9 protein-coding genes, 1 tRNA gene and 1 pseudogene are annotated in these 12563 nt (G+C 62.2%); 5 read left to right on the top strand and 6 right to left on the bottom strand.

Translation table 11 applies throughout. The features are described 5' to 3' along the window. Nucleotides 1–6: 6 nt before the first annotated feature. Nucleotides 7–1128: a DNA recombination protein RmuC gene (locus tag B4E36_RS22770; RefSeq protein ID WP_345900847.1), complete on the top strand. Its 1122-nt coding sequence runs from the start codon at nucleotides 7–9 to the stop codon at nucleotides 1126–1128. 176 nt (nucleotides 1129–1304) lie between these two features. Continuing rightward, nucleotides 1305–2204 (top strand): ribokinase, encoded by a 900-nt coding sequence (locus B4E36_RS22765; protein WP_292058231.1) that lies wholly within the window; start codon nucleotides 1305–1307, stop codon nucleotides 2202–2204. 462 nt (nucleotides 2205–2666) lie between these two features. Here the strand turns inward: B4E36_RS22765 and mmsB are convergent, their stop codons facing one another. The 4 genes from mmsB to chvE (B4E36_RS22745) form a co-directional block, all read right to left on the bottom strand. Further along, a complete protein-coding gene (mmsB, locus tag B4E36_RS22760) occupies nucleotides 2667–3863 on the bottom strand; it encodes a multiple monosaccharide ABC transporter permease (RefSeq protein WP_018065407.1) in 1197 nt (398 codons plus the stop codon). Nucleotides 3864–3870: 7 nt separating this feature from the next. After that, the gene (gene mmsA / locus B4E36_RS22755; RefSeq protein WP_292058230.1) at nucleotides 3871–5391 is read right to left on the bottom strand and encodes a multiple monosaccharide ABC transporter ATP-binding protein; all 1521 of its coding nucleotides are present in this window, start codon (nucleotides 5389–5391) and stop codon (nucleotides 3871–3873) included. 144 nt (nucleotides 5392–5535) lie between these two features. Continuing rightward, nucleotides 5536–6609, bottom strand: coding sequence for a multiple monosaccharide ABC transporter substrate-binding protein (chvE, locus tag B4E36_RS22750; RefSeq protein ID WP_292058227.1), 1074 nt, complete (start codon nucleotides 6607–6609; stop codon nucleotides 5536–5538). Between the two features lie 182 nt (nucleotides 6610–6791). Continuing rightward, the gene (chvE, locus tag B4E36_RS22745) at nucleotides 6792–7862 is read right to left on the bottom strand and encodes a multiple monosaccharide ABC transporter substrate-binding protein (protein WP_292058224.1); all 1071 of its coding nucleotides are present in this window, start codon (nucleotides 7860–7862) and stop codon (nucleotides 6792–6794) included. 412 nt (nucleotides 7863–8274) lie between these two features. On the opposite strand from chvE (B4E36_RS22745), the gene B4E36_RS22740 reads away from it, so the two are divergent. After that, nucleotides 8275–8351, top strand: a tRNA-Arg gene (locus tag B4E36_RS22740). Between the two features lie 81 nt (nucleotides 8352–8432). On the opposite strand, the gene B4E36_RS22735 is transcribed toward B4E36_RS22740, so the two are convergent. Then, nucleotides 8433–9305, bottom strand: coding sequence for a LysR family transcriptional regulator (locus B4E36_RS22735; RefSeq protein ID WP_414673816.1), 873 nt, complete (start codon nucleotides 9303–9305; stop codon nucleotides 8433–8435). Nucleotides 9306–9437: 132 nt separating this feature from the next. On the opposite strand from B4E36_RS22735, the gene B4E36_RS22730 reads away from it, so the two are divergent. Next, nucleotides 9438–10601, top strand: a complete 1164-nt coding sequence (locus tag B4E36_RS22730; RefSeq protein WP_292058219.1) for an MFS transporter — start codon at nucleotides 9438–9440, stop codon at nucleotides 10599–10601. Nucleotides 10602–10613: 12 nt separating this feature from the next. Continuing rightward, entirely contained in the window at nucleotides 10614–11651 is a 1038-nt protein-coding gene (locus B4E36_RS22725) for an aldo/keto reductase (RefSeq protein ID WP_292058217.1), read from the top strand. Nucleotides 11652–11791: 140 nt separating this feature from the next. Here B4E36_RS22725 and B4E36_RS22720 read toward each other — a convergent pair. Continuing rightward, nucleotides 11792–12563, bottom strand: a pseudogene (locus tag B4E36_RS22720) (hypothetical protein); the annotation flags it as partial.

Here is a 12563-nt window from a genome sequence, read left to right as displayed (position 1 = left end):
CTCGCCATGGCCGGGGCGTTGTGCATTCTGATTGCCGCTCTCTTCATTCTCCTGGCCCGCCGAAGCGGCGGGCGGCAGGAAAAGGGCCTCGAACGCGAGTTGCAGCAACTGGTGCAGGCCCAGAGCGAGATGCAGGGCCGCATGGCGACGATGGCGGAACTGTTCGGCAGCCGCCAGTCGGAGCTGAATGCCGCGCTCGGATCCCGCCTGGACGGGCTTTCGCAGCGGATCGGCACCACGCTGCACCAGCAGCACCAGACCACCCACGAGAACCTCAGACGCCTGCAGGAACGTCTCGCCGTCATCGACGCGGCGCAAAACAACATCCAGTCGCTGGCCAAGGACGTGGTCGGCCTGCAGGCAATCCTTTCCAACAAGCAGACCCGCGGCGCTTTCGGTCAGGGGCGGATGGAGGCGATCATCGCCGATGCCCTGCCTGCCGGCAGCTACCGGTTCCAGGCGACGCTGTCGAACGGAACCCGCCCGGACTGCGTGGTCGACATGCCGAATGGCGCGCCGCCCCTGATCATCGACGCCAAGTTCCCGCTCGAATCCTGGAACGCGATGCGCGCGGCGGAAAGCGACGAGGCAGCGCGCGCCGCCAGCCAGCGTTTCCGCCGCGATCTCGAGACTCATCTCCGCGATATTGCCGGCAAATATCTGCTGCCCGGAGAAACCCAGGACACGGCCTTCCTGTTCGTGCCCTCCGAATCGATTTTCGCCGATATCCACGAGCATTACGAGGCGGTCGTCCAGCGCGCCCATGCCATGCGCGTGGTGATCGTCTCACCGACGCTGCTGCTGTTGTCGATCCAGGTCGTGCAGGCGGTGATGAAGGACCAGCGGATGCGCGAACAGGCGCATCTGATACAGGGTGAGGTTGCCAATCTGCTGGCGGACCTGACGCGCCTCAACGAGCGCGTGGCAAAGCTGGAAAACCATTTCAACCAGGCCCGCCAGGATGTCGAGACGATCCGGATATCGACGGGCAAGATCGCCCGGCGCGGCGAACGGATCGCGACGCTGGAATTCGAGACCGGTCGAAAGGAGGCAGAGCCGTCCTCCACCCTTGATGAGGGACAGCAGGGGCTAGGCCGCATGAAACTGCGCGTCGTCGACGAGGACTGATTGCCATCGCCGCTTGCGCGCAATAAAAGCGCAAGGGAATGCATTGGCGGCCGGTTTCGCGATCGGCTGACTGGATGCGATGTTTGAGTGTGCTGGATCGGCGGGGCGTGGAAGACGGTCTCGCCTTCCGGCGGAAGTCTTCGCGTTGACCAGGCGAGGCTGACGGGAGTACTGCCATGATCACAGTTTTCGGTTCCATCAATATGGATCTCATCGCCACCACGCCGCGCCTGCCGAAGCCAGGCGAAACCGTGGCCGGCACCTCCTTTGCCACCGCCCAGGGCGGAAAGGGCGCAAACCAAGCGCTTGCCGCGCGCCGCGCCGGCTCCGCTGTCGCCATGGCAGGGGCTGTCGGCAATGACGAGTTCGCATCCGCCGCAACCGCCCTTCTTGCCGAGGCCGGCGTCGACCTTTCAGCCGTGAAAACCACCAATGGCCCCACCGGCACGGCGATGATCCTTGTCGGCGGCGACGGCGAAAACGTGATCGTCATCAATGCCGCGGCCAATGGCGAAGTCACCGAGGCAGATGCCGAGGCTGTCGTGGCGGGAATGGCGGCAGACGACATATTGGTGCTGCAGCTGGAAATTCCAGCCAATGCCATCCGCAAAGCGCTCAAGAGCGCCCGCGAGAAAGGCATCCGTACGATCCTCAACACCGCGCCGCTGACGCCGGAAGCGGCCGAGCTTGGCGCGCTCGCCGATATCGTGATTGCCAACGAAACCGAATTCGAGCGGCTTGTCGGGGCCGAAGAACTCGGCAGCGAAGGGCGGATCGCCATGCTAAAAACCCGCCATGACGAAACCGGCCAGACCATCGTCATCACGCTCGGGGCCGAGGGCGTGGTTGCCATGCATGAGGGCGACTTCCACCGCATCGACGCTCTGAAGATCGACCCGGTTGATACCGTCGGCGCCGGCGACACCTTCTGCGGCTATTTCGCAAGCGGGCTCGATCAGGGGCTGCCCTTCGCAAAGGCCGCGCACCGCGCCGCCGTCGCAGGCGCGCTCGCCTGCCTCAAGCCCGGCGCCCAGCCTTCGATCCCGGAAAAAGAAGCGGTCGACGCACGGGTCTGAAACCATCGGCTCCTGGCATTACCCATCCATTTCCCGGAGATCATCGGGTGGTTCAGACCAACCTCCCGATGATCCAGCCAAGCAAGGCTTTTGACCTTGTCGGGCGGCGGAAATGCAAGTCCACATTCGTCTTTCAGGTAGACGCCCGACGCCAGCGCCCTATTTCAGAGGTGGTTGCGCCTGTCGTGCGCTGCCCTCCCGCGTGGCCGCAAGAGCCCGGATATTCGGGCGCGCGCCCCAATTGTTAAATTTTTTACTTTTCTTTTGGTCCATTTTGCGAGATGACGCGTTATTGCCCTATCCAGACGCGCCAAGGTGCCGGCTCGTCCGGCAGTCTGGAAAAAGGGGGTGCGCCCCGCGCCCCGGCACATCATCCCCCGATGTGCCGGGGTTTTTCGTGTCGGGGTGACGCATAACGGCCGGAGCGGCAGGGCTATAACGCCCTGCCTTTCTCGCGGACAATCAGGCCTTGTTCTTGTTGTAGACGTCGAAGACGACGGCGGCGAGCAGCACCAGGCCCTTGATCACCTGCTGGTAATCGATGCCGATGCCCATGATCGACATGCCGTTGTTCATGATGCCCATGATGAAGGCGCCGACCACCGCGCCGACGATCTTGCCGACGCCGCCCGACATCGACGCGCCGCCGATGAACACCGCCGCGATCACATCAAGCTCGAAACCGTTGCCGGCCTTGGGCGTGGCGATGTTGAGGCGGGCGGCAAACACCAGACCGGCGAGAGCGGCCAGCATGCCCATGTTCACGAACACGATGAAATTCAGCCGCTTGGTGTTGATGCCTGAAAGGGCGGCCGCCTTCTCGTTGCCGCCGATCGCATAGACCCTGCGTCCGAAGGTCGTGCTTTCGGTGATGAAGGTGTAGATCACCGTCAGGATCGCCATCGAGATCAGCACATTCGGCAGGCCGCGGAACGAGGCGAGCTTCCACGACACGAACACCAGCACGCCGGCGACGATGATGTTTCGGCCCAGGAAGAAGGACAGCGGCTCATCCTCGATGCCATAGGCGACGTTGCGCGCCCGTGACCGCCAGGCGAGATAGACGATCGCGGCGGCGGCGATGATGCCGGCCACAAGCGCCGTCATGTTGGGCCGGCCGACGCCGAAGAGATCCGGCACGAAGCCGGTCGACAGCAGCTGGAAGGAACCCGGGAACGGGCCCACCGACTGGCCGTTGAGAATCCAGAGCGACAACCCGCGGAAGATCAGCATGCCGGCGAGCGTGACGATGAAGGACGGGATGCGCCAATAGGCGACCCAATATCCCTGCCACGCCCCAATCAGCATGCCGGCGAAAATGCAGGCAAAAAAGGCGACGATGACCGGCACCTGCCAGTGGACGATCATCACCGCGGCCAGCGCGCCGATGAAGCCCACGATCGAGCCCACCGAAAGATCGATATGCCCGGCCACGATGATCATCAGCATGCCGAGCGCCATGATGATCACATAGGAATTCTGCAGGAACAGGTTGGTGATGTTGACCGGTCGCATCAGCACGCCGTCGGTGACGACCTGGAAAAACGCGATGATGACGATCAGGGCCAGCAGGATGCCGTAATCGCGCATCCTGAGTGTCAGATAGGAGCGGATCGAGGGCTTGTGTTCGTCCGCCGTGGTTTCCTCGGGTGTATTCATCGCTTTCTCATTTCCTGACAATGAAGGACATGATGCGTTCCTGGCTCGCCTCTTCAGCGCTCAGTTCGCCCACCAATGCCCCCTCGTTCATGATGTAGATGCGGTCGCACATGCCGAGCAGCTCCGGCATTTCCGACGAGATCATCACGACGCCCCGGCCTTCTGCGGCGAGTTCGTTCATGAGCGTATAGATCTCGTATTTGGCGCCGACATCGATTCCGCGCGTCGGCTCGTCCAGGATCAGCACGTCGGGCTGGGTGAACAGCCATTTCGACAGCACCACCTTCTGCTGGTTGCCGCCCGAAAGATTGACCACGCGCTGGGCGACCGTCGGCGTGCGGATATTCATGGCCTTGCGGTAATGCTCGGATGTCTTGGTCTCCTCGGCGGAGTTCAGCACCCCGTATCGGGATACCCCGCCAAGATGGGCGAGCGTCACATTGCGGGTGATCGGTTCGTCCAGGATCAGCCCGAGGCCTTTCCGGTCCTCCGTCACATAGGCAAGCCCCGCATGGATGGCCTTCGGCACGGTGGAGACGTCCACCTTCTCGCCGCCGAGCCAGACCTCACCGGAGATATTGCGGCCATAGCTGTGGCCGAAAATGCTCATGGCGAGCTCTGTGCGCCCTGCCCCCATCACGCCGGCAATGCCGACGATTTCACCGGCGCGCACGTTGAAGGCGACATTCTTGATCACCTTGCGGTCGGCCTGTTCGGGGTGCCAGACATTCCAGTCCTTCACCGCCATCAGCTCCTCGCCAACCTTATGTTCACGGCCAGGATAGCGGTTCTCCATGGTCCGGCCGACCATGGCCTGGATGATCCGGGCCTCGCTCACGTCCTCGGCGGCGCAATCGATATCGGCGACCGAGGAGCCGTCGCGCAGCACCGTTATGTTGTCGGCGACCTGTTCGACCTCGTTCAGCTTGTGCGAGATCAGGATCGAGGTGATGCCCTGCTGCTTCAGCTCGAGCAACAGTTTGAGAAGTTTGGCGCTGTCGGATTCCGATAGCGCCGCGGTTGGCTCATCCAGGATAAGCAGCCGGACATCCTTGGACAGCGCCTTGGCGATTTCGACGAGCTGTTGCTTACCGACGCCGATCTTTTCCACCAGCGTTGCCGGCGGGTCCTTGAGGCCAACCTTTCTGAGCAGCTTTTCGGTGCGATCGAAGGTCTCCGGCCAGTCGATCACGCCGGCCCGCGAAACCTCGTTTCCGAGAAAGATATTCTCCGCAATCGACAATTGCGGCACCAGCGCCAGCTCCTGGTGAATGATGATGACGCCCTTCTTTTCGCTGTCGGCAATGCCGGAAAAGGTCGCCAGTTCACCGGCATAGTAGATTTCGCCCTCATAGGAGCCGTGGGGATAGACCCCGGAAAGCACTTTCATCAGCGTGGATTTGCCCGCGCCGTTCTCGCCGACCAGCGCGTGGATCTCCCCTTCCTCGACCTTCAGATCGACGTCGCTCAACGCCTTCACGCCGGGAAAGGTCTTCGTGATCTTTCGCATTTCGAGCAATGTTGTCATGACACCTGTCACCGTTTGGCACCGGATCGCGCGTCGAGCGCCACCCATTCCTTCGACGCCTTACCGACAAGCCCCTGGGGCTCGCGTGCGTCAGCCCGCCGCCGGAAATGCCGGCGACGGGCCCATTGAACTGGCCTCAGACGATCAATTCTCGATCTGCTGCATGGTGTAGTAGCCGCTGTCATCGACCAGGATCTGCTTCCAGTTGTCCTGGGTCACGATCACCGGCTCCAGCAGGTAGGACGGCACGTCCTTCTCGCCGTTATTGTAAGTGCTGGTGTCGTTGACTTCAGGTTCCTTGCCCTCGCCGATCGCCTCCACCATGCCGACGGTGACGCCGGCAAGCTTGCGGGTATCCTTGAAGATCGAGGAATACTGGTCGCCGTCGATGATCGCCTTGACGTTCGGCAGGTTGGAATCCTGGCCGGTGATGATCGGCATCTTCATGTCGCCGGAGCCATAGCCGATGCCCTTCAGCGACGAGATCGAGCCCATGGCAAGGTCATCGTTGGAGGCATAGACGCCGTGCAGCGGCTTGTCGGTGTAATAGGCCGAAAGCAGGTTATCCATGCGCGCCTGGGCGGCGGCGTTCGACCAGTTCAGCGTGCCGATCTTGTCCATGCCCATCTGGCCCGACGGGATGACGATATCGCCGGAATCGATCAGCGGCTGGAGCACGGACATTGCGCCATTATAGAAGAAATAGGCGTTGTTATCGTCCGGGGACCCGCCGAAGAGCTCGACATTCCAGGGTTTCACATCGGGGAAGCGCTCCTTCAAACCCTCCACCAGGCTGTTGCCCTGCAGCACGCCGACCTTGTAGTTGTCGAAGGTCGCGTAATAGTCGACATCGGGCGTGTTGAGGATCAGCCGGTCATAGGCGATCACCGGAATGCCGGCGGCGCCGGCATTGGCGAGCGGACCGGTGAGCGAGCCGCCATCGATCGCCGCGACCACCAGAACGGTGACGCCCTTGGTGATCATGTTTTCGATCTGCGACAATTGCTGGGGAATTTCGTTCTCGGCATATTGCAGGTCGGTCTTGTAGCCGGCAGCCTCGAACTGCTCGACCATGGACGCGCCGTCCTTGTTCCAGCGGTCAAGGCCCTTGGTCGGCATGGCGATGCCGACATAGCCCTTGTCGGCGGCGAGCGCCGGCGCGGCAATAGCCATTGCCGCGACAGAGGCGGCTGCGAAAATGGAGATAATCTTTCTCATGTCTCTCTCCCGTTGAAGGCCGGTATGGCCCGTCTCATGAATGCGCCTCCGCTGTCGCGGAGGGATTTCGGCCCCAGGCCGGCAGTCGCCAGCGATATTTGAGGCACGTAAGTCAAAAAGGAACGAAGAAAACTCCTTCGCACCGGAAAGGGCGGGCGCCGCAACGCCCGCCCTTGTGGTGATTACTTGAGCTGGTCAAGGGTATAGTAGCCGCTCTGGTCGACCAGGATTTCCTCCCAGTTGGAGGCGTCGATCGAGACCGGCGACAGCAGATAGGACGGGACCACCTTGACGCCGTTGTCATAGGTCTCGGTATCGTTGATTTCCGGCTCGCCGCCGGCAAGAAGGGCATCGACCATGCCGACCGTCACGCGGGCAAGCTCGCGGGTGTCCTTGAACACCGTCGAATACTGCTCATCGGCGATGATCGACTTGACCGAGGGGATTTCGGCATCCTGGCCGGTCACGATCGGCATCTGCTGGTCGCCGGTGCCATAGCCCACGCCCTTCAGCGAGGACAGGATGCCGATCGACAGGCCGTCATAGGGCGACAACACGCCGTTGACCTGCTTGTCGGTGTAGTTGGCCGACAGAAGGTTGTCCATCCGGGCCTGGGCTTCCGCGCCGTCCCAGCGCAGCGTGCCGACCTGGTTCATGCCCATCTGGCCCGACGGGATCACGATATCGCCGGAGTCGATCAGCGGCTGCAGCACCGACATCGCGCCGTCATAGAAGAAATAGGCATTGTTATCGTCCGGCGAACCGCCGAACAGCTCGACATTCCAGGGCTTGGTGTCGGGGAAGCGCTGCTTCAGGCCATCGACCAGGCTTTCGGCCTGCAGCACGCCGACCTGGAAATTGTCGAAGGTGGCGTAATAGTCGACATCCGGGCTTTCCCGGATCAGCCGGTCATAAGCAACCACCGGAATGCCCGAGGCGGCGGCATTCGCCAGCGCGTTGGAAAGCGTGGTGCCGTCGATCGAGGCGATCACCAGCGCATCGACGCCCTTGGTGATCATGTTTTCGATCTGGGACAGCTGGTTGGGAATATTGTCCTCTGCATATTGCAGATCGGTGGCGTAGCCCGCCTCCTGGAACTGCTCGACCATGGACTGCCCGTCCGAAATCCAGCGCGCCGAGGATTTGGTCGGCATCGCGATCCCGATCGTGCCCTTGTCCTGCGCAAAGCTCGGCGCGGCAAACGACGCAACCGTCACTGCCGCAACGGCAAATGCGGAAACTAACAATTTCATAGCTCTCTCCCAATTCGCGAATATCTGTTCGCTCCGCGCCTCGGCCGGCGTGCCGGCGCTCAGGTCCTCCCCTTCGCAACCCGTGCGGTTGCAAAACGCAGATCGCGCCGCAAGGGTGTTATCAGAACGACGCCGGTGTCAAATTGAGATCAACGAAGCTGATATACCAATTCTGCTATATTTGCGGTCGGCACTTTATCTAAGCCGTTGAATTTTCAGCCCACCCCGCTGCGCGATCGCGGGACGGGCGCGGAGACGCCTTATCCTTTGGTCTAACAGACGCGGACACCAGCCCCTCCCTCCCCCGCGCAACCTCGATCGGCATCGTTTTTGACGCCACGTTATTTTTGCGATTGATGCCGCCCGCAAGCTGGGTTAAACAGTCCGCGCAGGCGGCCAACGCCTGCCCGAAGCGCCCGTAGCTCAGCTGGATAGAGTGTTGGATTCCGATTCCAAAGGTCACAGGTTCGAATCCTGTCGGGCGCGCCAAATTCTCCTAAGTAAGATTTCTGGCGGACTGATTTCCGCCGATTGCCCGATATTACCGCTTCTACCCTGTAGCCGCCGGCTTTAGGAAAGCCGGCCGCGCTCTCCCAGGAAATCCAGCAGCGCCCGCACTCGCGAAGGGAGCGGGCCGCCCTGACCGATATGGATCGCGTGGAAGGCTTCGCGGTCGCCGGGGTTCAGGGGTTCAAGCACCGGCACAAGGCGGCCAGCGGTGATGTCGTCGCGCACCGTGAAAGCGGCAAGGCGCGCAAGACCCGCACCACCGAGCGCAAGCCGCCGCAGGCCTTCTCCATCACTCGCTTGAACCCGTCCCACGACCGGCACGACGACGACATCGCCATTCGTCTTCATCGGCCAGCCGTCGACGGTGCGGACATAGCCGAAACCAAGACGGTTGTGGCGATCAAGATCCTCGACCGTTTGCGGCGTGCCGCAACGGGCAAGGTAAGCGGGGCTACCCACCACCATCATCGCCGTATCACCGAGCTTGCGCGCGACGAGGCTCGAACTCTTCAGTGGCCCGGCGCGAACCGCCACATCGGTTCGCTCCGCCAGCAGATCGACGATAAGATCGGTCTGGACGAGGTCGAGCGAAACGCTGGGATAGCGATACAGAAATTCCGGCAGGATCGGCGCGAGGACATGGGTCGCGTAAGAGGAGCTGGTGTTGAGGCGGATGCGCCCCACCGGCTCTTCCCCGGCACCGGCGCTGCGCTCGGCATCTGAGATGTCAGCCAGGATTCGTGTCGCACGTTCGTAAAACGCGCAACCTTCCGGCGTGAGCTGGAAGGCGCGCGTTGATCGGTTGACCAAACGGGTGCCGAGCCGGGCCTCTAGCCGAGCGACGAGCTTGCTGACGGCGGAAGGCGTCATGCGACACGCCCGCGCAGCGGCCGAGAACCCACCGCGTTCCACGACACATACGAAGACTTCCATTTCGCCGGAACGATTGATCTGGGATCTGATCACTGGTCTTTCAATTCATAAATGATGTTCCATTCGGCATACTATATCATACGGCCTTCGCGGTCTATCTTTGTCCCGAACCTTAACAGTGGGGGACAGATCATGCCGTTGGCTCTCTATGCCCTGACGGCCGGAGCCTTCGGCATCGGCGTCGCCGAATTTGTCATCATGGGCCTGCTGCTGGAGATCGGCACCGATTTCGACGTCTCGATTGCGGCGGCGGGCCTCTTGATTTCCGGCTACGCGCTCGGCGTTGTCGTGGGAGCGCCGGTGCTGACAGTGCTGACCGACCGCTGGCCCCGCAAGACCGTGTTGCTCGGCCTGATGGCGATCTTCATCGCCGGCAACGCCGCCTGTGTGCTGGCTCCCAGCTATGGCTTCCTCATGGCAGCACGGGTGCTGACCGCGCTGGCGCACGGCACCTTCTTCGGCGTCGGATCGGTGGTAGCGACCGGCCTCGTCCCAGCCGATCGCAAGGCGTCGGCGATTGCCGTGATGTTCACCGGCCTGACCGTCGCCACGATTCTCGGCGTGCCGCTCGGCACATGGATCGGCCAGCATTTCGGTTGGCGCGCGACTTTCGCGGCCGTCACCCTGGTCGGGCTTGTCGCTTTCGCAGTCATCGCGATGCTCGTCCCGGCAGATCGCGAAACGCCCGAAGGCGGGGACTGGCGTTCCGACCTCGCCGCCATTCTCCGTGCGCCTGTGTTGCTCGGTCTGGCCACGACCGTACTTGGCTATGCCGGTGTCTTCGGGGTGTTCACCTACATCGCGCCGATGCTGACGCAGATCAGCGGCTTCAGCGAGGCGGTCGTGTCGCCGATCCTGCTGGTGTTCGGCGGCGGCCTCGTCATCGGCAATCTGATCGGCGGCAGGCTTGCGGATCGCAACCTTCTCGCCACCATCTTCGGCACACTTGTCACGCTCGCCGCTGTGCTGGCGGTGATGGCGATCGGTCTTCGTTCTCCCGGGTCGGCGGTTGTGCTCACCGGCTTCCTGGGCACCGCCGGTTTCGCGACCGTGGCACCGCTCCAGATGTGGGTGCTGTCAAAGGCGGAAGGGGCCGGACAGAGCCTGGCATCGTCCTTCAACATCGCCGCTTTCAATCTCGGCAACGCCATGGGGGCCTGGGCCGGCGGCGTGGTGATCGACCACGGCCCCGGACTGGCCTTCGTACCGCTCGTTTCGGCGCTGTTTCCCGTGGCGGCAATGACCGTCGCGGTTATTGCGGTCGCGACAGACCGCCGCTCTCTCACCACCATCTGAAAGGAATATTCCATGCATTATCGCTCTCTCGGCCATTCCGGCCTCAAAGTGCCTGTCTTGAGCTTCGGCGCAGGCACATTCGGTGGCACAGGACCGCTGTTCGGCGCCTGGGGCACCACGAATGTCGAAGAAGCGCGCCGCCTGATCGACATCTGTCTCGAAGCGGGCGTCACGCTGTTCGACACGGCCGATGTCTATTCCAACGGCGCATCCGAAGAGGTTCTCGGGGCTGCCCTCAAGGGGCGGCGCGATCGCGTGCTGATCTCCACCAAGACCGGCCTGCCCATGGGCGATGGACCCAATGACGCCGGTTCGTCACGCTTCCGCCTGATCCGGGCTGTCGAGGATGCGTTGCAGCGGCTGGACACCGATTACATCGATCTCCTGCAACTGCACGCCTTCGATGCAGCGACCCCGGTGGAAGAGGTGTTGTCCACGCTTGATGTGCTCGTGCGTGACGGCAAGGTTCGCTATGTCGGCGTCTCAAACTTCTCCGGTTGGCAGATCATGAAGGCGCTTGGGCTGGCCGATCGCCATGGCTGGCCGCGCTATGTCGCCAATCAGGTCTATTACTCGTTGATCGGCCGCGACTATGAATGGGATCTGATGCCGCTCGGCGCCGAACAGGGGCTCGGCGCTCTGGTCTGGTCGCCGCTCGGCTGGGGCCGCCTGACCGGCAAGATTAAGCGTGGTACGCCGCTCCCCGAAGGCAGCCGCTTGCACGATACGGCGAGCTACGGACCGCCCGTCGAGGACGAACATTTGTTCCGAGTTGTCGATGCCCTGGAGGATGTGGCGGCGGAAGTTGGTAAGACAGTGCCGCAAGTGGCGCTTAATTGGCTAACCACGCGGCCGACCGTGTCCTCCGTCATCATTGGCGCGCGGAACGAGGCGCAGCTTCTCCAGAACCTCGGCGCGGTCGGTTGGAAACTTTCATCCGAGCAGATCGCCAAGCTGGATAAAAGCAGTGCCGTCGACGCGCCATACCCGCATTTTCCCTATCGCCGTCAGGAGGGTTTCGCGCGGCTCGATCCGCCGATCGCGGGATAGCAATCGCGGAGAGGCCCCACACGGTAGTCCTCCTCAGCTTAAAAGAGGGCTATAGCTTAGACATAGTTCTCATCTTCGCCCGGTGCGACGCGCCATTTTCTCTTTTGTTCGAATAGTTCGCCCAACGCGGTCAGCGTTCCTCAGAAATCCTCGTATTTGAAGATCACGGTCTCAAGGCCGGGCGTGATCTCGGCATAGGCGCAGGCATCATCGTCCAGTTCCGCGACCCATTGGTGGCCGATATAGGTTTCCATGTCGATCGACTGACCGGGGGCGAGACGGGCGTAGGGCTGCCGTTTGCCGTCGAAATCGATCCAGTAGAGATCGAATGGGAAATCGAGCGAGCGGTCGGCGGTGAACCGGATCTTGCGCGCCGCACCGGTGGTTTCCGTGGCGATGCCGCCAAGACAGGCTTCGACCGAGGGCACATAGACGGTCTCGTCGTCCGCGGCGGCCGGCATCGCGCCGGTGGAGGGCGATGTACCCTGTCCTTCGAGGCATTCCCGGATCTTCAGCACCGCGGCGGTGGAGCCAGAAAGGTTGAAGCGGAGCGGTTTTTCATCGTTGATCGCGACCGTCAGCGAGGCCGCCTGCATCAGGAATCCGACCTCGTCCCGGGTCAGATGGGAAACCGCGTGTCCGCCCTCGAAGCCGAACTGCGAGTCGATATCGCGGCCGTCAAAGGAAATCAGCGCGCCGTCATAGCGGTCCGCATCGCTGCGACCCGTCGGCACGACGAGTTGCCAGTTGCCCTGATAGTTTTCGAGAACCAGCGGCCCGGCGGGCTCCGCCTTCACCGCGCCGCAACCCAGAAAACCCGACATCGAATGATCGATGGCATAAACCCGCCAGCCCTTGACCTCGCCATAGGGCGCGATCGCGTGTTCCTCGCGATAATCCAGCCAGTTCGGC

The organism is Martelella sp. UBA3392 (assembly GCF_002358775.1).
Taxonomy (GTDB): Bacteria; Pseudomonadota; Alphaproteobacteria; order Rhizobiales; family Rhizobiaceae; genus Martelella; species Martelella mediterranea.
Note: the sequence above shows the minus strand (reverse complement) of the source record. Positions and strands in the feature narration are given on the sequence as shown.

Coding starts and splice junctions, on each gene's coding strand:
- B4E36_RS22730 (WP_292058219.1), top strand. CDS start 9,438: ATGCCGTTGGCTCTCTATGCCCTGACGGCCGGAGCCTTCGGCATCGGC.
- chvE (WP_292058227.1), bottom strand. CDS start 6,609: ATGAGAAAGATTATCTCCATTTTCGCAGCCGCCTCTGTCGCGGCAATG.
- mmsA (WP_292058230.1), bottom strand. CDS start 5,391: ATGACAACATTGCTCGAAATGCGAAAGATCACGAAGACCTTTCCCGGC.
- B4E36_RS22770 (WP_345900847.1), top strand. CDS start 7: ATGGCCGGGGCGTTGTGCATTCTGATTGCCGCTCTCTTCATTCTCCTG.
- B4E36_RS22735 (WP_414673816.1), bottom strand. CDS start 9,305: ATGGAAGTCTTCGTATGTGTCGTGGAACGCGGTGGGTTCTCGGCCGCT.
- B4E36_RS22725 (WP_292058217.1), top strand. CDS start 10,614: ATGCATTATCGCTCTCTCGGCCATTCCGGCCTCAAAGTGCCTGTCTTG.
- mmsB (WP_018065407.1), bottom strand. CDS start 3,863: ATGAATACACCCGAGGAAACCACGGCGGACGAACACAAGCCCTCGATC.
- B4E36_RS22765 (WP_292058231.1), top strand. CDS start 1,305: ATGATCACAGTTTTCGGTTCCATCAATATGGATCTCATCGCCACCACG.
- chvE (WP_292058224.1), bottom strand. CDS start 7,862: ATGAAATTGTTAGTTTCCGCATTTGCCGTTGCGGCAGTGACGGTTGCG.